Below are 20767 nucleotides of genomic sequence, written 5' to 3'. Positions count from 1 at the left end.
ACCACCACTGGCAGCCTGTCGACCTCGACGGCATTACGCTGATCCGTCGACCCACCGACCGGAAGACCTACAACCCAGCCCTGTCACATGGCTGGAGCAAGGCATCAAAACGCCGCCGCTTCGGGCGCCGTTCTCCAGAGATCGGCCACACCTCGGTGGCGATCCCGAAACCAGGCGAAGAAGACAGCCCCAGATGAACTCGACCGCTTGCAGGTCACCGACCGCCAGGACCGTGGGACGGGCATACCGACGTGTGAGCCCGGGTACCTGCTCAACGAACGTCCGTCGCCGGCATCCATTATCGACGCAGTTAAACTGGCGGACCGTCAACGCCAGCAGCACCTCGTGGCCGCCCAACCTGACGTCGGCCAGCCGCCGCATATAGCGACGATGCACACTGCCCGACCAGGTCCCACAGGCCACGCACGAGGCCCGCGCTGTCCGCGACGCCGCCGCAATCCTGACTCCGACGCCCGGACCACCACCGCTTCCAGCCGCAGGCCGATCAGTTGCGGAAGCAACGCCGAGATGGTCCTCACCCCGGGCACCCAACCCGAACCCCGACGAACGCGACTCCCAGAATGTGTGCCATAGCCAGTTCCACGCGGCGCCGACAGTCGGCCGGGTCCTGGGTCCACGGCCTGGGATCACCCCGCGTGCGCGGGGAGCAGGCCTGGAGCGTGGAGGTAAGGATGGGCGCCGCGGGATCACCCCCGCGTGCGCGGGGAGCAGGGGCCGGCGGTGGCGATGACCCCATTGACGACGGGATCACCCCCGCGTGCGCGGGGAGCAGTCCTGGGTGGTTTCCCGGGGGGTTCCTGGACGGGGATCACCCCCGCGTGCGCGGGGAGCAGACTCCGCCCCACACGTACGGGACGCCCAGCTGCGGATCACCCCCGCGTGCGCGGGGAGCAGATCAGCGTGCACCTGGCCGAGCTGCCGGACAAGGGATCACCCCCGCGTGCGCGGGGAGCAGCTAAGTCAGAATTGCGCCGAACCTACTTAGCCAGGATCACCCCCGCGTGCGCGGGGAGCAGGCCGAGACGCTGCCGGAGTGCAGCGCTGAGGACGGATCACCCCCGCGTGCGCGGGGCGCAGCAGTACGACGCCGATCACTGCCGTACCTGCGGGGGATCACCCCCGCGTGCGCGGGGAGCAGAGTCCCGTCCGCGACGATGATGTTGGTGGCGGGGGATCACCCCCGCGTGCGCGGGGAGCAGAGTCCCGTCCGCGACGATGATGTTGGTGGCGGGGGATCACCCCCGCGTGCGCGGGGAGCAGTCCAGGTTGGCGCGGAGTGCGCTGCGGTGGTCGGGATCACCCCCGCGTGCGCGGGGAGCAGACTTCCTGACCTGTGGTTCTAGAGATCAAGTGAGCTGATTTTCTTTACTTCATTTGCAAGATCCTCTTGCTTCCTGTGGGGTTACGTGTCCGGTCGCCTGCTGGTGGTCGGGGTCCAGCGTAGCGGTTCTGGGGAGCGTCGAACGGCTCGTCGTCGAGGCGACATGGTGGCCGTCCCGGAGCGGTCGATGTGGTGTGTAGACAGGGTGCCCGACGATCGCATCTACGGAGGGCAACCATGGGACGGGGATGCCGACGCTGTGCGCCGACAGCGCCCCCGTTACCTAATGAATCCCGAACGGCCCGCCCTACGCCACCTGTTCAACCGGCTACTTGGCTGTCTCCATCACTGCTTGGCCACCGGACAGCTATACGACCCGACCAAGGCCTTCGCCCAGGTACGCCGACAAGCCCCTGAAGTCAGTCCCGTAATGCTTGGGCAACTTCATCAAGCAGATCCCGGATCGCATCATCCTCGGAGATTTCGGACCACTGGAAACGGTCACCTGGTAGCGCCGCAACCGCCTCGCTGAACATGGAAACGGAGATCACGGTGACCGGACGCGCACTGCTGTTCCTTGATGTGGACGGAACGCTCCTGCCGTTCGCCGGTGGCGGGCGGCAGATGGACGATGATGCCAACCCGTTGCTGGCCGGGCTCGACCCCGAACACGGTCGCCGCCTGGCCGCGTTGCCGTGCGACCTGGTCTGGGCCACGACCTGGATGGCCGAAGCGAACGAGGTCCTCGCCCCACGGCTCGGCCTACCACAGCTGCCTGTCGTCGATTGGCTAGACGAAGATGACGACGACGGTCGGCTGCACTGGAAGACACGCCACCTCGCCGAGTGGGCCGCGGGACGCTCTTTCGTCTGGGTCGACGACGAGATCACGGATGTCGACCGGACCTGGGTGGCGGCACACCACAGTGCTTCCGCGCTCCTGTACCGCGTGGACCGACTCCGTGGCCTCACCGACGCGGACTATTCCGCCATCGCAGAATGGCTGCTGAAGGACGGTCCTGCTGCATAACCCCTATAGGGTGACCAAATGGACATCGTCTGCGGCTCGACGTAGGCTATGCGCAGAGACAAACGAGGGGAGAGCAGGACCAGAACTCCATAGAGGCTGAGAAGGCGGCGCTCCACACTGCCTCCACCACGTAGGTGTCGAGAGTGGAACACCGCCAACGATCGGCCGCTAGACCAACGGGATCGACGTCGACAGCGTCGGACCCGGTTGGGTTTTGGTTTGTGTTGCCCCTCGGACACAATTTGGTACATGATCCACTTGGGTTCGCCTGAGCGGATACGGTGCGGGCGGTCGGCCGGTAGGTCAGGGTCAGCCCCAGTTCGCGGTAGATCAGTGTCTTGTCTGCGGGGTCCGCCTCACGGAGGACCGCGGCCATGTCTCCCAGCGCTTTGACCATGTGATGGATCTCGTCCGGTGTCATGGTCCGGCGTCCGGTGAGGCGGCGCAGGGTGGCTTCGGCGGTGACCTGTTCGGCTTGGACGTCGGCGATCCATCGGCTGACGATGGTGGGGTCGGTGCCGCTGTCGAGGGCGGCGCGGTAGCGGTCCAGCCGGGGCGCGCAGGTGGCGAGCGTTTCCCGTGCCGCCTTGATCGCCTGCTGGTCGATGTCGTCGTGTTGCGCGTCGGCCATGGCTTGGATGGTGGCGGTGAGTCGGCTGGGTGAGAAGGCTCGGGTGAGCTATGGGTCGAGTTGTTCGAGGATGTGGTCCTCTCGGACGTAGACGCTGCGGGGGTGGGCGGTTGGCGTCGGCGTACTCAGCGGCGTAGGTGCAGCGGTCGTTGTTGAAGCTGCCGATCATGCGTCGCTGGCAGATGCCGCAGTGCAGTAGTCCGGACAGCATTAGTTGCGCTTGTTGGCGCGGGGCTTTCTGACTCCGTCGGGACGTCTGCCCGCACATGCCCCTGTGGAGGGCCATGACGAGGTCGGGCTCCGCCACCGCATCCTCCTCGGATAACAGCACTCCGTCACCACCGAAAGGTGAGTCAGGGCCGTCAGTCCCCCGCCCGGCCCGTCATCGACCCGGCAAACGTTCATGGACACCGCGCTGGACGACCGAACGAAGTACGAGATCGGCCCGGATCGGGCCACCGCAGCCGGCCGTCGCGCTCTTTGCCGCCCCGGCACTCGATGCCGGAAGCTCAAGATTTCCTCAAATGCGTACGCCGAGCTGCATTTAAATTCACTGACGCCTTTAGTTTTTGCGCATCCGATTGGCGCGGCCGCCCTGCCGGAGAAACGGCTCCAGTGCATTACTTATACAACTGTAGGAGGCCATGATGAAAAGGCGCCTATTGGTGTCGACAACCGTCGCAACGCTGTGTGCTGTCACGCTTTTCGCGCCGTCCTCGTCGGCTGAGAACGGGAACGCCGACTGCAGGAACCTTCCCGGCGAGCGGGCCACCTCCGGCTGGACCAGCTACGAGGAACTCGGCAAGCGACTCGCGCAGATCGAGGCGACCAGCCACGGCCGCGTCAACGTGGACGTCATCGGAGAGTCGAATCGGGGTCGGGACATCTACGCGGCGCGGGTCGGCACGGGTGACCGCGTACTGCTGATCACGAGCGAGATTCACGGCAACGAGAAGACCGGCACCGAGGCCCTGCTGCAGATGCTCAAGACCCTCGGATCCAGCGGCAGTCCGCAGGCCAAGGCGATCCGCGAGAACTTGACCATCGTCGCTGTCCCGAAGTTCAACCCCGACGGTGCGGAGCTGAACCGTCGGCAGAACGACTTCCCGTGGAGCGAGGTGGTCCAGAAGTTCCCGCAGCTGGCCGGAACGAACCCGCCGTACTACTACAACAACGGCGCACAGGGCTTCGACATCAACCGGGACTTCAGCGCCGACCTCACCGCCGAGCCGTCCCCCCCGAGACCCGGCCGACGAACGAAACCCTCCCCGGCATGTACCTGACCAACGAGTCCCGGGCGCTGCGTGACCTGTACGTCAACCTCCGGGACGAGTTCGGCAAGGTCCACGCCTACGTCGACCTGCACCACATGGGCCCGTGCAACCAGAACAACGACACCGAGCAGTACGTGACGGTGTCGCTGGACTTCCCGCCGCTCGGCTCGGAGGTCGACGGCAACCCGCGGTACGCCGACTGGCCGTTGCTCGACCAGGATGCCTCTCGCCGTCACGCGCTGGCTGCCGCCCTCGGCATGATCGACCACGGGGGTAACGGATCGGGAACCAACTCGCCCTTCGTCGGCGGGGTGAGCCGTTACGTCCACTACCAGGTCGCCGACGGATACAGCTACGACCGGGACTACGCCGGCCAGGCCAGGTCGGCCTTCGCCCTCAACGGCAGCGCCACTGTGCTGTTCGAGGTACGTGGCCAGTCGCACGCGTGGGGCCAGAAGCAGAACGGCATGCTGACCCAGGTCGTGCAGGCCGGCCTCTTCGGAATCGCGGACCGGATGGCGGACAAGTCCGTCGACAACCTGAACGGCAACCACTTCTACGATCTGCCCAAGTACTGGTGAGCCACAGAGTCGATGCAGTAATCAACGAACCACGGCAATCACCTGGACCCTGACATCACCACATGAATCAACGGCCACCGCCCAGCAAAGGGCGGTGGCCGTTGAGCGCGTGTACGGATGTGAATCAATGCACTGAAGTGATCTCGACTTCATGTGAGCATGGTGGGTGCGGGCCAGCCGTTCCCGACAGGTGGTGTTCACGTGGTCAAGGCGCGACCCGCTGCGGGTGGCGGGCGGTGGGTGGAGATCTCACCGGAGCGGATTCGTGGTTGGCTCGACGGTTTCTACAGCCGCCACGACGGCGCCACCGAGCAGGGCTTGGTGGTGACTGGTGTGAGCAACGGTGATACCGCCACGCTGTATCCGCCGCCGGGGCTTGCCGATGTGAAGGATGTCGACACGCTGCTGGCGTGCGTCACCCGGCCGCCCCGGATCGCCGTGCTGCTGGCCCGTAAGGGCGCGGTGGCCGTCGGTGTCGTGGACGGTAGGACCGTCACCGTCTCCAAGGTCGAGCGTTTCTATGTGCAGGGTCGCACCGCGGCCGGTGGATCCTCGCAGCAGCGCTACGCGCGTCGCCGCGCCAACCAGGCGCAGGCTGCCACGTCGCGGGCGGCGGACATCGCGGCGCGGATCATGCTGCCTCATGCGCCCGGTGTTGTCGCCGATCCGCACGATGCCATCAGTGCCCTGGTCTGTGGCGGTGACCGGTTGATGATCGACGAGGTGCTGTCAGACCGGCGTCTGTCGCCACTGGCACTGCTGCGTCATCCACACCTGCTCGAATCCGCCGAGCCCCGTCTGGCCGTCCTGGAGGATGCGGCGGTTACGGCCAGACGGATCCGCGTCCATCTGATGCCGTGACCAAGATCAGGTCCAGCAGGTCGACCTCCTGCCGCGTTCCCGGCCAGTTCTTCAACGTGTGGCAACCACAACGCCGTGAGAAAGCGCGAGCTGATCAGATCAATTCGGCGGCGGTACGCGCGAGTGCCTCAAGCTTCGGGTTGAGTTCCACGAACGACGTCTCGTTCTGCTTGACGACCTCGTCCTCGACCTTGTGCGCAGCGTCCAGTTGGTAGCGAGTGAGGTCGGTCCGTTGCCGGCAGGTGAACCAGGCAACGGCGAGCTTCGACTCCTCCGGCTTGGGGTCGTACCGCAACGGACCTCTCGTCGGCCCTACTTCGACTGTCCCCGGCCGCTTGTTCGGCTGCCATTGCGCCCCCTCCTGCGAGAAGTCGCCAAGTTCGACACCGAACAACTCCGGCAGCGGGCGCTTCAGGAACTGACCTGGGTCATCGAGGCGGTATCCCTGCTCGGCGAGACAGGCGATGAGCTTTGTCGTCAGATCCGCCGGAAGCTCGATGTCCTGGGCGGCCTGCAACGGGCCCTCCAGCTTGTTCCCGAGGGCGAAGTACTCCCTGTACGTCCTGGCCGCGTCCTTGCCGATCCGGTGCCACGCCTTCCTGTCGCACGCCTCGCTCGCCGCGTCGTAGGCCGGATCCGTGCTGATGATCGCCGGTGGGTCCGCCGGGAACTCCCGCCCGAAGCCCAACCGCCTTGCCTCCTCCACGCTCGTGGGGCCGAAGCTGCGCGCCGTGACGATGAGGTGGCCGAAGGGGTTGTGCGGCTTGGCCGCCATCACCTCCAGGTTCTGTCGATATCCCGCTTCGGCCAGGCACTGGTTGCGCACCTTGCGCTGGGCGTAGTCGACGATTCCCAACTGCTCGCCCAGGAACAGGTCGTAAGGCTGCTCGGCGGGGTCCGAGGGAATGGTCGGGGCATCGCTGACGTCGCCCGGTTCGGAGGTGCAGCCGGCGGTAAGGACGAGCGAGCCGGCCAGCACCGGCGTCAGCACAAAGCCTTTTAGGAACCTTGCGAACATGGCCAAGCCCCCCCGAGAACATGAAACGGTGACTTCCGGAGCGAGCGCACAGTGGCACTCGCCCCGGAGCGGCAGCTCGTCTTCCCTTCTCCCAGATCACTCCCGAGGGGGAGCTACCGGGTTACGGCCAGTAGTAGGCGCGCTCAGCCGTCTGGACCTGGCACTGACCTGCGGCGTGGTGGGGCGGCGGGTGCCGTCGTCCGACCACGGGCGGTGCTCACCGTAGCCGGGTGACGATGATGCGGCCGCCGTCGATGGCCAACACCCGGCCGCCGGCGTACCGCAGTGGCCCTTTGACGTCCTCGGGGGCTATTCCGAAGTGCTTCGTCAGGGTGCTGTGGCCGTGCACGATCTCCGTGCCGCCAAGGTGGTCGAGCATGGCCGAAACCGCAGCCTCGACGTCCGCCGAGTCGTCGCCGCGGAATGCGCCACGACCACTCATCTGGTACGCAAGCTCCAGCCACACGTTGACGTCCCGCGTCTGCAGGGCAGTCCGCATACCAGAATTGACAGCCTCTACATCGGATCCGCGCTCCAGGTAGCGCACCGTATCGGAGTGTACGAGCAGGATGTCGTCAACGACCGCGACGGCCGGCAGGGCGGAAATCCACGCGATGTGTTCGTCCGTCAACCGGCGCAGATCATCGTCGCAGCCGCCGAATCTGGCCCAACCACTGCGGAAGCAACCCGGTTCGTCGAGCCCGACGACTGGCGTTGTGCCGAAATGGTGGGCGGCGAGCAACTGCACCTCATGGTTGCCCAGTAGGCAACGTACCTCGCCGCCAACGGCGGCTGCTTCCGCAGTCAGGGTCCAGATGTCCTCGATGACACCGATCCCGTCGGGGCCACGGTCGACATAATCGCCGAGCAGCCACAATCGAGCGTGTCCGCCACACCAATGACCGCTCGGGTCGACAAGGCCGGCTTCGACGAGTGCGCGACCGAACTCCGTCCGGTGGCCATGAATGTCCGCAGCGACGTAGAGCGGTGCGGTAGGGTCCGTCACCGCACCGACTCTACCGTCGTCGGTACGGCAGGAAATGCGATGACCGGGCCACCGGGCTCCGGGGCCACCAGGAACGAGCACAACGCTGCGGGATGACCAGTAGTCAACTCCAGGCAGGGTGTGGCACGCGGCCACCGCGCGATCTCGGCTGTCCCCTGTCAACCATTGGTGATCACGCGGTGGCCGTCTTACGTTGAGGAGAGCACCAGTCAGGTAGCTGACATGCCGACCCTGTATCGGGTGGCGACCTCCGTCGTCTTGGTGGTGGCGCGGTTCGCGCGCCTTCGTCGTACGGGAGGTTCTCATGTCACATCAACGTTCTCGCGGCCGGTGGTGGCGGCTCGGCTTCGGCTTGGCCATGGCCGGCACCACCGGCGCCGCAACGCTGGCTGCGTCCGGCGCGCCGGTCTCCGCCGCCGCGAGCGACGAACTGCCCACCTACCAGGTTCTGGCCACGGGCATCAGCGAGGCTCAGGCCATCGAGTTGGGTGAGGCGTTCGGCATCAAGCGTCTCTCCCACTCACCGGACGGCAGTGTGCGGTTCGTCGACGAGAAGGGGTTCCTGCACATTCCGTCGATTTCGGTCGGCGACACGGGTAAGGACGAGGACGGCAACCCGACGGTCGGCAGCGTCCTGGACAAGGCGGCGTTGGCTCGGCTGCGTCCGATCGAGGCGGAGAAGGCGCTGGGCCTGACCCGCGAGGCGCTGGCTCGTGTCGGTCTCTACCCGGAGCAGGCCCGGCCCACCGTCGGTCACACCAGCCTGGAGATGGTCGACGCCAAGGGCAAGCCGACGGCTTCGGCGGCGCTGGACACCACCGTGTCGTTCTCGTTCAGCCTGGACGGGCTGCCGTACGAGGGGCCGGGCGCGAAAATCCGGGTCGGCTTCGGCCCGGACGGCGAGGTCACCCAGTTGTCGTACAGCACGCGGGTGCTGGAGAAGGGCGAGCCGGTGCGGGTCCTCGACCCCGAGGCCGGTCGGGAGCGGTGCGCCAAGGCCATGCAGGGCGCCGTACGGATCCGGCAGGCCGACTACGCCTACCCGGCACCTGCCCTGGACGCGAAGGTGGACCGCATCGAGCCGAGCTTCCGTTGCTCGGGGGTGAACGCCGACGGTTCGGCGGCGCAGATCATCTTCGTTCCGGCGGCGGTGGACGCCGAGTTGCCCGAGATCGATCCGGTACCGGTGCCGCCGCGGCGGCCGACGACGGCGTTCGCGGCACCGGGCGTGCAGTCCTTCGGCGTCGTCGACGTGGGCAGCGAGGGCACCGGCCCGTGCTCCGGTCTGCCGTGGACCGGCACCAACCTCGCCTCGTTCAACGGCCAGTTCAGCTCGCGCGGCATCCCGGTCGAGTTCAGCTGGTTGAACGGCAGCGCCTGGGAGCGGGACTTCAAGGACCCGGCGTTCGGCGGCACCGACAGCAGTTGGACCGACCACGTCGACATGACCTACTGGCAGGGTCACGGAGCGCCCACCGGGTTCAGCTTCTCCGGGTGCAGCAGCAGGGACGACACGTTCCTGGCGAACACCGAGGCCCGCTGGGGTAACGGCGACGTCGAGTGGATGAGCCTGTTCACCTGCCTGGTGCTCGCCAACGACTCCGGCGGGCAGCGGTGGTGGCAGCGCTGGGGTGGCGCCTTCGACGGCCTGCACCAGCTCAACAGCTTCCACACCGTGTCGTACCACAGCGCCAGCCACGGCGGTACGTTCGCCAACTACATGCTGCGGTCGCCGTTCCTCTGGTGGAACAACCCGATGCCGGTGCGCAAGGCGTGGGCGCAGGCCTCCATCGACGACCAGCCCGCGTCGGTGGTGTGGGCGACCATGGGTCCGGTCGGGCCGGGCGGTCTGGTCAACTTCGACGACTACTTCTGGGGCAAGGGCAACGTCGGCCCGGACGTGCCCGCCTCGTCGTTGACCGGCTGGTGGTACATCTCCGGCACCTCCTGAGTCGCTGACCCGCCGGGGGCCGTGGGCGATGCCCGGGCCCCCGGCGCGGTCGTTTCAGGCCGCGCCGTAGGCGGTCAGGCCGCACCAGGTGACGAAATCGGCGGGGGAAGCCGGCTGCTCGGCCGCCCGCACGGCCCACAACGCGCCGGCCAGCGATTCGCCGCGGACGACCCGGTCGTGCAGCCGTGGCATCAACGCCAGCGACGCGCCGTCCGGCAGCGGTACGCCGGACGCGATCACTCCGGCGGTACCGCCGGCCATCAACGCGCTGACGAAACCCAGCACCTCGTCGCCCTCGTAGTCGCGTTCGACTCCGGAGTCGCAGGCGGCCAGCACCACCCGGTGCGGGGCGACGGCCCGGCTGTGCAACTCGTACACGGTGAGCGGGCCGTCGCTGAGTTCGAGTGCCGAGAACAGCGGGCTGTCCGAGCGCAGGTGGCCGTGGCAGGCCAGGTGCGCGAGGTCGGCCTGCCGGAGGGCGGCGACGACGGCCTCGACGGTGCTCTGCGGTGGCAGCAGCGTCGTCGCCCGGGGGTGACGGGCTTCGAGGGCCTGCACCTCGGCCACCGCACCGTCCAGGTTGGGTCCGGCCACCAGCGCGACCCGCTGTCCCGCCGGCCGGGACTCGGCCGCCCGTCGGCTCCGCGCCCACATGGTGGCCGACGGTGCGCCGCACACCGGTCCCGGGTGCAGCGGGGACCAGGGCACCCGCAGCAGCTTCGCGGGCGGCACCACGACCAGCGGTGCCCCCGGCGGCACCCCGAGTGGCGCGATGAGCAACTCGGCGAGGGTGTCCAGGCAGGTCCGGGCGGCCGAGCGCGCCTGGTCGGTGTAGCGGCCGCCGCGCAGCAGTCGCCGCAGCGCGAAGTGCAGCGCGGCGGTCTCCCGTTCCACCGTGGACAGTGCGCCGAGCTGGATCCGGCGGGTCCGGTGCGGGCCGACGAGGACCGCGACGATCGTGTCGTTCACCGTCGCGAACTCGGCGAGCCACCCGCCGTCGAGCAGGTCACGGAGTTGGCCCGCGGCCACGATCTCGGCCGACCGCGTCGTCTTCCCTTCGCGGCCCCACGATCGCCGCCGGATCTGCGCCTCCAACGCGGCCTGGCGGGCCAGTAGAGTGCGCGGCAGTGGGCCACGTTCGCGCCGCGCCGCCCGCAGTTCCTGCTCGACCGTACGCAGCGCGATCACGAGGTCGTCGAGGTCGTCGTGGGCAGTGGGTTGCACGGTCAGCAGGGCAGCGGCTCGGGTGCGTTCCAGCCAGTGCAGCACCCGGCTCGGGGGAGCGGTGCGCAGCAGGTGACGCAGACCGAGGTCGCCGAGTTCCACGCCGTGCCCGGCGGCCAGCACACGCAGTTCCACCGAGGGCAGCGCCGCCCGGTGGCGGGCGAGGTCGGCCAGTCCGGCCGCGCAGTGCCGCACCACGGCACCCGCGTCGGGCGCCGCTCCTTGGCCGTACGCCGATGTCGTGCGGGGTCGAGCGGTGGTGTCGGCCAGCAGGGCCAGCGCCAACCGTCCGCGTAGCCGCACCAGCAGCGGCTGCCCGTCCGCCAGGGCACCGGCCGCTGCCAGGTGGCGTCTCGCTCGCGGCTGGTCGTCCGTGGCCAACGCCGCCCGTCCGGCCACCAGATGCGCCTCCACCGCGTTGGCCCGCAGACCGAGTCGATGCAGGGTGGCCGCCGCGTGACCGAGCCGGCGTACCGCGATGGTGGTGAAACCGTCCGCGACGGCGTCCGCCTCCACGGCGGTGACGGCGGCCCACGCCGCCCAAGCGGTGCGGCGTTGCCGCCGGAAGTCATGCACGGCGCTTGTCGCGTCGGCGCGGGCCGTGTCGATGTCGCCCAACGCCAGCGCCAGCCGGGCACAGCGCAGCCGGGCCTCCGCGGCCATCAGCCGGGCACCGTGCCGGTCGAGGTCGGTGGCGGCCAGCCGGGCGACCGCGGCGGCCTCGTCCAGCAGACGCAGTTCGGCCAGCGCGTCGGTGTAGTCCAGGTAGTGTTCGCCGAGCGGCAGCCCGGCCGCGGTGTAGAGCCGGCCGGCCTCGGCGAACCGGCGCAGACTCTCGGTGAACCTGCCGGCATGGAAGCTGGACCAGGCCCGACTGTTCTCGATGACCGCCGACAGCATCGGTCCCAGTTCGCTCGCCAGCGAGGCGGCCCGGTCCAGGTAGGCCAGCGCCGCCTGCGGACGACCGAGCTGGGTCTGCGCGTACGACAGGTTGTTGGCCGCCTTTACCCAGATCACCGGCGGGCAGGCGGGCTCGGCGAGCACCACCCGGTACTGACGCGCGGCCGAGCGCACCCGACCGGCGTTGTGGTCCAGGATGGCGAGCTGCATGAGCAGTTCGGGACGTTGCTGCGGGGATACCAGGCCCGCCGCCCGCCGCAGATCCCGGGTTGCCGCGGGATACCGGCCGAGTTCCTGCAGCGCCACCGAGCGGGTGAGGAGCACCTCCCCGAGGCGACGGTGCAGGCCACGGCGGGTGGCCAGCCGGGCCGCGGAATCCAGCAGACGCTTGGCCGTCTCGTTGTCCAGTACCGCGTGGCGGGTCCAGGCCAGCGCCCGCAGAGCCACGATCAGCGCCTCGTCGTTGCCCGCCCGGCGGGCGAGGTCGACGATTTCCCTCGCCGTCGCGGTGTATCTCGCGGGGTCGAGGACGACTCTGGAGTACGCGGCATCGGCCTCTGCCACGAGATCCGCGCAAAGATCAGCGGTCATCGTGGGGACCGCTCGTCGCCGTACGTCAATGTCCGCAGTCTATCCGTACCCAGCGTCGGGTTATTGCTGGTGGTACCGCGAGCCGTGACCGAATCTGATTGCCGTCACCGCACCGGGAACCACCACGATCCTCAATAGGAGCGTCACTGTGACCATCAAGCCCAGGCACCCTTCGGCATCGGCCCCGGACGAGTTCCCGGAGCACCGCTCCGGGAAGCAGCTGAAGATCGACGCCACCCACGTCCGCCGGCAACTACAGGTGATGATCGTCGACCCGAGACGCGGGCGCACCAGCGAGATCATCGACCAGATGCGGGAGCGGCAGGAGCGGGCGCCGCGGCAGTTCGCCCTGCCGTTCGACAGGTACCCGGTGACCGACCTGGCCGGACGACGGACCTACGTCCTCGTCGCGCGGGGTCAGCTGGTGGTCGACTTCGAAGCGAGCCGACCGGAATCCGACCCGCAACGAGTGCTGCGCCGGTTGGGCTACCGGCCGTGGCAGCGCGGCTGGTCGCCGGAGCGGCCCACCAGGGTGTTCGAAGGTCGCAAGACCCCACAGGAGTTGGCCGGTGACGTCGGCCAGTTGACGAAGCTGGGCATCACCGCCGCGCCGCACCTGGTCGTACCGCTCGGGCACATCATCAAGGGCGACGACTATCCGTTCGCCACCGCCGCCCTCGGCGACTTCCCGCAGACCGCAGCTGCCGGCAAACCGGGCGCTGCGGCGGTACGGGTGGCGGTCATCGACACCGGCATCACCCCGGAGGACCGGACCGACAGTTGGCTGGACAGCATCGTCCGACGGTCGGACAACACCGAACTCCTCGACGTACTGCCGGTCGTCAACGGCCGCGCGGGGGACGGCCGACTCGACTGGTCCGCCGGGCACGGCAGCTTCGCCGCCGGCGTCGTGCAGCGGGTGGCGCCCCGCTGTGAGGTGCGGGCGTACCGGTTCACCCGCAGCGACGGGCTGGGCACCGACAAGGACGCCGCCGAGGCGATGTTGCGCGCCGTGCACGAGGCCACCGCCGACGGCGTACGGCTGATCATCAACGCCTCGATCGGTACACCCGCGGTCGACGGTGTGCCGCCACTGGCCCTGCAGAGCGCGGTGCGGACGGTCGTGGACCGGTTCCCGGAGGTCCTGATCGTGGCGAGCGCCGGGAACAACGGCAGCAAGGATCCGATGTATCCGGCGGCCTTCGACGGTGTGGTCGCGGTCGGTGCGCTGACCGCGGACCTGCAACCGGCCCCGTTCTCCAGCCACGGCGACTGGGTCGACTGCTCCTGCATCGGCGTCGGCGTGGTCGCCACGTTCGTGACCGGCACCCTGCCGCCGGTGCCGGACCCGGCGGTGGCCGACTACACGTTCCCGGCGAACTCCTGGGCCCTCTGGAGCGGCACGTCGTTCTCCGCCCCGCAGATCAGCGGCCTGGTCGCCAGGGCCTGCCTGAACGACCCCAAACTGACTCCCCGGGACGCGCTGGACGCGTTGCTGGCCGGAGCGCACACCCTCCCCGACTACGGGCGGATCCTGCGGGTGCTGCCGGGCACCCCGCTCTGAGGACCACGGCTGCCGGTCGGCGTCACGCCGGCCGGCACCGTCAGTCCAGTCTCACCCAGGCCGTGGCGATCGCGCCCCGTCCGGGGCGATGCCAGGTCAGCCGCATCAGCCCGACAGCGACCTCCGCCACGACGAAGCGGCCCTGGTCGTCGGCGTCCACCGCAGCGGCGGCGTCACCCCCGGGCTGCCGTACCTCGATCCGGGCCGCCCCCGGCGGATGCAGCTGGCCGAGTAGCCGCCGGTATGGGCCGGAGCCGCTGACCTCCACCTCGACCGCCTGCGGGGTGTCGTCCGGGCCCTCGACCTCGAAGGTGAGCAGCCGGGGGAGGGTGCCCTGCTCGCCGGCGCGTATTGCGGACCCGACCGGGTCCAACGCCGAGTCGGCCACCAGCGCCGCCAACTCGGTGTCGACCCGGCGCAGACCGAAGCTCTGCTTGGCCAGTTCCACCGCCATGGCCGGCGGTGGGTCCGCCGCCCGGATCAGCTCGCCGAGGGGGGCCAGCAGCCGATCGTCCGCCCCCGGCGCCGGCATCTGCGGCCCCGTGTGCTCGTCGTCCACGATTCCTCCCTCAGCCCTCGGGTTGCCGTTTCCTCCTACGAGTCGCGAAGCGCGTCACTGATACCCTCCGCGTCGAGGAGGCGGCGTAGTCGTGCCAGGCACCGCCCCCGGATCGGGCCGAGACTACCCACCGGCATCTCCAGCGCCGAGGCCACCAACTCGTAGGAGACCCGGTCACCGTCCGGATCGATCAGCAGCAGTCGCAGGATTCGCTGGCAGCGGGCGTCGAGCCGGCCGAACTCACGCCACAGCCGGGCGTTGCGGTCCGCGATCAGCACCGGCTGGTCGGCCGACGAGGACGGTCCGCTGAAGCGATCCAGCAGCCGGTCGTCGTCCGTGGGCCGGACCCGCTTGGTGGGCCGCAGCAGACCCAGACACTCCCGGCGACAGGTGGTGCCGAGCCAACCGGGCAGGCGAGCCGGATCCTGGATCGTGTCGAGATTCTCCAGCAGTCGCAGCCAGGTGAGTTGGAACGCGTCCGCCGCGTCGGCCGCACTCAGCCCGAACTGCCGGCAGATGGACCAGAGCAGCGGGCTGAACCGGTCCACGAGGTCGTTCCAGGCCACCTGATCGCCGGCGGCGGCGAGTTGCAGCTGGTGCGCGACGTCCTGCTGCCCAGCGGCCACCGGTCGAGGCGGATCCGCTTCGGTGTGCCGCTGTCTCATGCGAAGCCTTCCGACGTGCCGGCCGCGCAGCTGTCGGTGGGCGGGCGGGACTCCGGCCGCACACACGTCGCGGTGAGAGCTGAGCAGACCAGCGGATCCTATCGGACGCAGTGAATGCGACGAGGGCAGGCTGCGGACGAGCCGGGGGCACGCCGGGTGGCGTGCCGCCGCGGCCGCACCGCACCGTCAGACCCGGACGTCCAGAGCGCAGAGCTGGGCCGCGCGTACCAGGTGCAGGATCCGGAACCGGGACTGGCCGCCGGTGTACCAGGGGCGGACCAGACCACGCAGCACCAGGGCGCGCACCGCGCGGCCGCTGTCGGGCAGGCTGCGGCCGGTCAGCGCCATCACCTCGGCCAGGTCGAAGGTCTCACCCTGGGCGCAGAGCGCGTCGAGCAGGTCGCGTTCGGCGGTGGGCAGGGTGGCCAGCCGGTGCTCCAGGGCGTCGCGCAGGCTGGTGCCGCCGTCGGGGCCGGCGAGGTGGTGCAGCAGTCCGGACGGACCGTCGTGCAGGCAGTGGTGCAGGGTCGCGATGTCGTAGACGACGAGCCAGGAGGCGGCGGCGTGGATGGCCTGCGGTATCCCGTCGAGGCGGCGGCAGATCTCCGCGATCAGGGCGGTCTCCCGGGCGTCCGGGTCGACGTCGGGACGGAACCGGCGGGCCCGCTCCATGAAGATCCGGACGGCGGGCGCGTGCGCGTCGAACGGCTCACCTTCGTCGGCGACGGCCAGCGGGTTGAGCAGGAAGTGCCGCTCACCGGGCACCCCGAGCGGGAACGCGGCGGTGACCAGGATGCGCAGGCCCGGGCAGTCGCGCAGCAGCTGCACCAGGCGGGCGGGGTGGGCGACCTCCGGCACCCCGTCGAGCACCAGCAGCGGCGGCCGGTCGGCGACGATCTCGACGAGCGCGGCGATGGCGTCCGTGCCGTCCGCGGGGTGCGTCCCGTCGCCGAGCAGTTGGTCGGCGGCGGCGCGTACCAGGGTGGAGAGCCGGTCACCGCTGGTCGGGCCGGTCACCGGACACCAGAGCACCGGGGTACGGTCCGCGGCGTGCATCCGGGTCGCCACCTCGACGGCCAGCCGGGTCCGGCCGACCCCGTCTATCCCGACGACGGTCACCAGCCGTTCGGCGCCGGTGGCGAGTTCATCGACGATGACGGCGGTCTCCGGTTCCCGCCCGAGCTGCACGTCGATGGCGAAGGGGGGTGCCGGCGGGTCGGCCTCGTAGCCGGCCTTCACCGCCCAGCTGGTCCGACCCTCCCCGGCGGCCGACTCCAGGTCGGCGCGGGCCCGTGCCCCGAGCCGCAGGCCGTCGGCGATCAGCCGGACGGTGTCCTGGCGCGGTCGGCGGGCCCGGCCCTGTTCGAGGTCGCGGATCGCCCGGACGCTGACGGTGGACAGGTCCGCCAGTTCGCGCTGGGTCAGCCCGATACGCATGCGATGTTGGCGTACCAGTAATCCGAACAGTGGCACGGTGTCGCCGGTCGGCAGGTCGATGCTCATCTGGTGTCCCACTCCCTATCACGATGTCGTGGCGCGGGGGTAGCGCGCCTGGAAGCGCCGCCCGGCACTGCTCACGACACCGGGACAACCGCCGTCACACACCATGGTCGGGATCTCACTATCGGCCGGCCATCATGCCGCCAATCGGCGACGTTTCCGCAGCTCATTAGGGGGCTTCTCAGGGTTTGTCGAGGGTGGGCGCGCCGCTGGTGCGCCGCGCCGTGATAACCGTGATAGCGGCGAGGTCAGGCGGCGGACGGGTCCGCGGTGGGCAGCTCCTGCGCCAGCCGTTCCGCCTCACGCAGCTCGGCCCGCATGCCCCGGGCCCGGAAGGTCTCCGTGGCCTGTTCCAGCAGCCCGCCGGCCTCGGCGAACTCGCCGATGTGGAACAGCAGCCGGGCCAGGTCGAGGCGTACCAGCGCCGCACCGCCGAGGTCGATGATCTTCTCCCGTACGGTCAGTGCCTGCGTGTACGCCTCGCGGGCCTGCTCGTGGCGGCTACTGGCCTCGTACACCTCACCGAGGTTGCGCAGCAGGTGCCCCTCGCCGATGATGTCGCGGCTGCGGCGGACCATCTCCAGCACCTTGGTCAGCACCTGTTCCGCCTGCGCGTGTTCACCCCGGCGCAGCAGCACCTGCCCCGCACGGCGCAACGCGTGCGCCTCCCCGTGCGAGTACCCGACGGAACGGAAGGCGGCAAGCGCCTCGTCGAGCTGCTCCTGCGCCATGGCGGTGTGACCGCGGCGCATCCACACGTACGCGCTCTGGGTCAGCACCGTCGCCCGGCCGATCACGTCCCCGACCCGATCGAAGTCACGGGCCGCCTGCTCGTAGAGCACGAGCGCGCGGTCGTCCTCACCGATCTGCCGGTCCAGCAGGGCGAGATCCCGGCGGCACAGGGCGAGGCCGTGCAGATCCTCCAGGTCGTCGAAGATCTCCAGCGCCGCGGTCAGCGACTGCCGCGCCTCGTCCGGCTGCTGCCGGCTCAGGTGCATCGTGCCCAGCGACGCGAGTACGGCGGCGATGCCGCGTCGGTTGCCCGCGTCCCGGGTGGCCTGCAGTGCCCGCTGGTGCGTCCGTTCCCACTGGTCGAAGTAGCCGCGCGCCTCGAACAGGGTGACAAGCGTGGTGGCCAGGTTCCAGGAGAGCTCGTGCAGACCCGCGTGGGCGGCCTGCTCGACGGCCAGGCAGAGGTTGGGCTGCTCGCTGTCGAGCCATTCGAGCGGATCGGTCAGCAGGTTCTCCACGTAACCGGCCGGCGGATGCCACCGCATGCCGTCGCCCTGAAGCACGGTGTAGGCGCCGCCGTAGATGCGGGCGTGCGCCTGCTCGGCGATCGACAGCCAGCCGCCGATCATCCGTTCGGTCGCCGCGCGCTGCACGGCTTCGCCGTCGTGCAGGGTGAGCTGTTCGCGGGCGAACAGCCGGATCACCTCGTGGAACCGGTAGCGGAACTCCCCGGTGCGCTCGATCGCCACCGCGTCCAGCATCTGCACGTCGACCAGGGGTTCCAGCAGGTCGGACGGGAACGGCCGGTCGTCGTCGAGCAGGGCGCCGGCGATCCAACCCGGCACCGTCGGCCCCTGCGCCAGGCTGAACAGCCGCAGCAGCCGCCGGTCGGGGCGGCGCAGGCCGTCGTGGGTCAGCGACAGGCTGGCCCGCATCGTCATCTCGCCGTGCGCGAGCTCGTCGAGCCGGTGCCGCTCGTTGGCCAGCCGGTGCACCATCGACGCGAGGTTCCAGTGCGGCCGGGCGGCCAGCCGCGCGGCCACGATCCGCAACGCCAGCGGAAGCCCGCCGACCGTACGGACCAACGCGATGGCGGCCTCCTTCTCCTGGTTCACCCGGTCGGCACTGATCACCCGCCCCAACAGTTGCAGGGCCTGCTCCTGGTCGAGCACGTCCAGCTCGACCCGCTGGGCACCGGGCAGCGCGGTCAACCTCGACCGGCTGGTGACCAGGACCGCGCAGCTGCTGCTGCCCGGCAGCAGCGGCATGATCTGGGCCTCGTTCGCGGCGTCGTCCAGGACCACGAGCATCCGGCGGGAGGCCAGCAGCGTCCGGTACATCTCGGCGCGTTCGTCGGTGCTGTCCGGTATCACCGGGCCGGGAATGCCGAGGGCCCGCAGGAACCGGCCGAGGGCGTCCTTCGCGCTGACCGTGTCGACGCCGACCCCCCGCAGGTCGCAGTAGAGCTGACCGTCGGGGAACCGCTGGGCGCCGAGCCGGTGCGCGACGTGGGTGGCCAGCGCGCTCTTGCCGATGCCGGGTTTGCCGGCGATGACCACGAGCCCGAGTGCCCGCCGCCCGTCGCCGCCGACCAGCGCGGCCTCGATCGTACGCAGGATCGGCTCGTTGACGACGAAGTCCGCGGTGTCGGCGGGCAGTTGGTGCGGCTGCTCCTCGCCGTACGGGGACAGCGGCGCGGTGGGAACCTCGGGGACGCGCGGTGACGCGGTCACCGGGGCCGGCGTCGCCGGCAGGTGCAGGGCGGGATCCCTGGTGAGGATGGCGGTCTCCAGTTGCCGCAGCTCCTCACCCGGCTCCAGCCCCAACTCGTCGTTGAGCAGCTGCCGACCGGCCCGGTAGATGTCGAGCGCCTCCGCCTGTCGGCCGGAGCGGTGCAGCGCCAGCATCAGCTGTCCGCGCAGCCGCTCGCGCAGCGGATGCTCGTGCAGCAGCTGGCTGATCTCGCCGACCAGCTCGTGGCCGCGCCCGAGGTTCAGTTCCAGCCCGAGGTACGTCTCGATGGCCGCCAGCCGCTCCTCGTCCAGCCGCAGCCCCCGGGTGCGCAGGGCGTCACTGGGTACGCCGCTGAGGCAGGGCCCCCGCCACAGGGCCACGGCGGCGCGCAGCCGCTCGGCCGCCTCGGCGAGCCTGCCCTCCTTGACCAGCACCCGCGAGGCCATCACCTGCCGGTTGAACACCTGCAGGTCCACGCTGTCGTCATCGGTGCGCAGGAGGTAGCCGGGGGCACGGGAGACCACCGAGGCGCTGACGCCCGCCTCGGTGAAGCTCTTGCGCAGGCGTGACACGCAGATCTGGATCTGGGTACGGGCGGTGTCCGGTGCCTCGTCCGGCCAGACGAGGTCGAGCAACCGGTCGGTGTCGACGAGCCGGCCCGCCTCCATGAGCAGGCAGGCGAGGATGACTTCCTGGCGCCCCGGTGGGATCCGAACCGTCTTGGTCGGCCCGTCGACCTGTAGCGGACCGAGAACGCGGAAGACGATTCCAGCCTCAGCGACCGGGCTGGTGAGGATCAGGTTGCGCATGGTACTCCCGGGCCGACACGTTTCTGTCGAAACAGTGCACTCCATTGAGGATGCATTTGTCCAGCAGTCGAAACGAATGCGCGATGCTTCTATGGCTATCGATGGATATTGCCCGTTTCTGTTGTATTTCTGCAGCTCTGCAGGCTGTCGCCCCGCGGGAACGGCGTGAAAATGCAACTCCCGCACGGCGTGCCGCCGCCGTTACCGTAGGCGGAACCACCCGAACCACCCGCCGGCACGGATAGACGCGACGGCGAAGAAAGCGCCGTGATAGGCGGGAGTTGTCCGTCTCGTGGAGATTATGTTCGCCGGCCGCACACACGGGTGGGGGCCGGCTAGCCAGACAAGAGGAGACCGCCGGATGACCTGCCATGGGGGTTCGCTGAAGTACAGTGCCGCCACTGCGGTCGGGGTCGACCACGTGCGCCTGTCGTACCACTATCTCAACATCGGCGACATTGACGGATACGGCTCACTGCTCGACGAGAACGTGCAGGTCCAGCGACCGGACATGGCGCACGGCTGCGGGCGCAACGAGGTGCTGCGTACCCATGCCCGGGTTGCCGGCCCGCCGAGCCACCACCAGATCTACAAGGTGATCGCCGACGGCGACGGTGTCGCCGTCACCGGCCGGTACACCGATCTTCCGGGTCGGACCGCGCTGGACTTCGTCGACGTGTTCACCCTGACCGACGAGGGAATGCTGCTGGGCTACCGGCGCTTCTACTACGTCGCGCCGCACTGACGGAACAGCGGCCGGGATCCGGGGCGTCAGCCCACGGATCCCGGCCGCTTC

Annotated in this window: 15 protein-coding genes and 1 pseudogene; 8 read left to right on the top strand and 8 right to left on the bottom strand. The window is 69.5% G+C overall.

The features are described 5' to 3' along the window. Together JMF97_RS31405 and JMF97_RS19765 are read left to right on the top strand one after the other, a co-directional pair. Positions 1–197: pseudogene (locus JMF97_RS31405) on the top strand (type I-E CRISPR-associated endoribonuclease Cas2e); the annotation flags it as partial. Between the two features lie 1679 nt (positions 198–1876). Continuing rightward, positions 1877–2371: an HAD domain-containing protein gene (locus tag JMF97_RS19765; protein WP_203222875.1), complete on the top strand. Its 495-nt coding sequence runs from the start codon at positions 1877–1879 to the stop codon at positions 2369–2371. A 46-nt stretch (positions 2372–2417) separates the two neighbouring features. Here the strand turns inward: JMF97_RS19765 and JMF97_RS19760 are convergent, their stop codons facing one another. Continuing rightward, positions 2418–3002 carry a hypothetical protein gene (locus JMF97_RS19760; RefSeq protein ID WP_203222874.1) on the bottom strand — a complete coding sequence of 195 codons (585 nt, stop codon included), beginning with the start codon at positions 3000–3002 and terminating at the stop codon, positions 2418–2420. Between the two features lie 665 nt (positions 3003–3667). On the opposite strand from JMF97_RS19760, the gene JMF97_RS19755 reads away from it, so the two are divergent. The 3 genes from JMF97_RS19755 (at position 3668) to JMF97_RS19745 (ending at position 5718) form a co-directional block, all read left to right on the top strand. Beyond that, positions 3668–4285, top strand: a complete 618-nt coding sequence (locus tag JMF97_RS19755) for a M14 family zinc carboxypeptidase (protein ID WP_203222873.1) — start codon at positions 3668–3670, stop codon at positions 4283–4285. After that, positions 4276–4857 carry a hypothetical protein gene (locus JMF97_RS19750; protein WP_203222872.1) on the top strand — a complete coding sequence of 194 codons (582 nt, stop codon included), beginning with the start codon at positions 4276–4278 and terminating at the stop codon, positions 4855–4857. The genes JMF97_RS19755 and JMF97_RS19750 overlap by 10 nt, the downstream gene beginning before the upstream one ends. A 201-nt stretch (positions 4858–5058) precedes the next feature. Beyond that, entirely contained in the window at positions 5059–5718 is a 660-nt protein-coding gene (locus tag JMF97_RS19745; protein WP_203222871.1) for an acVLRF1 family peptidyl-tRNA hydrolase, read from the top strand. A 94-nt stretch (positions 5719–5812) separates the two neighbouring features. Here JMF97_RS19745 and JMF97_RS19740 read toward each other — a convergent pair whose 3' ends face one another. Further along, positions 5813–6736: a hypothetical protein gene (locus tag JMF97_RS19740; RefSeq protein ID WP_203222870.1), complete on the bottom strand. Its 924-nt coding sequence runs from the start codon at positions 6734–6736 to the stop codon at positions 5813–5815. Between the two features lie 217 nt (positions 6737–6953). Next, complete coding sequence (locus tag JMF97_RS19735) at positions 6954–7742, bottom strand: metallophosphoesterase (protein ID WP_307816999.1); 789 nt, start codon at positions 7740–7742, stop codon at positions 6954–6956. Between the two features lie 304 nt (positions 7743–8046). Between JMF97_RS19735 and JMF97_RS19730 the strand changes: the two genes are divergently transcribed. Further along, positions 8047–9693 (top strand): DUF6345 domain-containing protein, encoded by a 1647-nt coding sequence (locus JMF97_RS19730; protein WP_203222868.1) that lies wholly within the window; start codon positions 8047–8049, stop codon positions 9691–9693. A 54-nt stretch (positions 9694–9747) separates the two neighbouring features. On the opposite strand, the gene JMF97_RS19725 is transcribed toward JMF97_RS19730, so the two are convergent. Beyond that, on the bottom strand, positions 9748–12408 hold the full coding sequence (locus JMF97_RS19725; protein ID WP_203222867.1) for a CHAT domain-containing protein: 2661 nt from the start codon (positions 12406–12408) through the stop codon (positions 9748–9750). A 148-nt stretch (positions 12409–12556) separates the two neighbouring features. Here JMF97_RS19725 and JMF97_RS19720 point away from each other — a divergent pair, with 148 nt between their 5' ends. After that, positions 12557–13972, top strand: a complete 1416-nt coding sequence (locus tag JMF97_RS19720; RefSeq protein ID WP_203222866.1) for a S8 family peptidase — start codon at positions 12557–12559, stop codon at positions 13970–13972. A gap of 40 nt (positions 13973–14012) precedes the next feature. Here the strand turns inward: JMF97_RS19720 and JMF97_RS19715 are convergent, their stop codons facing one another. The 4 genes from JMF97_RS19715 to JMF97_RS19700 form a co-directional block, all read right to left on the bottom strand. After that, on the bottom strand, positions 14013–14531 hold the full coding sequence (locus JMF97_RS19715; RefSeq protein ID WP_203222865.1) for a hypothetical protein: 519 nt from the start codon (positions 14529–14531) through the stop codon (positions 14013–14015). 35 nt (positions 14532–14566) lie between these two features. Continuing rightward, positions 14567–15196, bottom strand: coding sequence for an RNA polymerase sigma factor (locus JMF97_RS19710; protein ID WP_203222864.1), 630 nt, complete (start codon positions 15194–15196; stop codon positions 14567–14569). Between the two features lie 186 nt (positions 15197–15382). Then, positions 15383–16699 (bottom strand): ATP-binding protein, encoded by a 1317-nt coding sequence (locus JMF97_RS19705; protein ID WP_203222863.1) that lies wholly within the window; start codon positions 16697–16699, stop codon positions 15383–15385. Positions 16700–16944: 245 nt separating this feature from the next. Then, positions 16945–19971 carry an AfsR/SARP family transcriptional regulator gene (locus JMF97_RS19700; RefSeq protein WP_203222862.1) on the bottom strand — a complete coding sequence of 1009 codons (3027 nt, stop codon included), beginning with the start codon at positions 19969–19971 and terminating at the stop codon, positions 16945–16947. A gap of 361 nt (positions 19972–20332) precedes the next feature. Here JMF97_RS19700 and JMF97_RS19695 point away from each other — a divergent pair, with 361 nt between their 5' ends. Next, a complete protein-coding gene (locus tag JMF97_RS19695) occupies positions 20333–20716 on the top strand; it encodes a nuclear transport factor 2 family protein (RefSeq protein ID WP_203222861.1) in 384 nt (127 codons plus the stop codon). Positions 20717–20767: the final 51 nt, after the last annotated feature.

Source organism: Micromonospora fiedleri, assembly GCF_016774385.1.
Lineage (GTDB): Bacteria > Actinomycetota > Actinomycetes > Mycobacteriales > Micromonosporaceae > Micromonospora > Micromonospora gifhornensis.
This window is presented reverse-complemented; position numbering and strand designations above follow the sequence as displayed.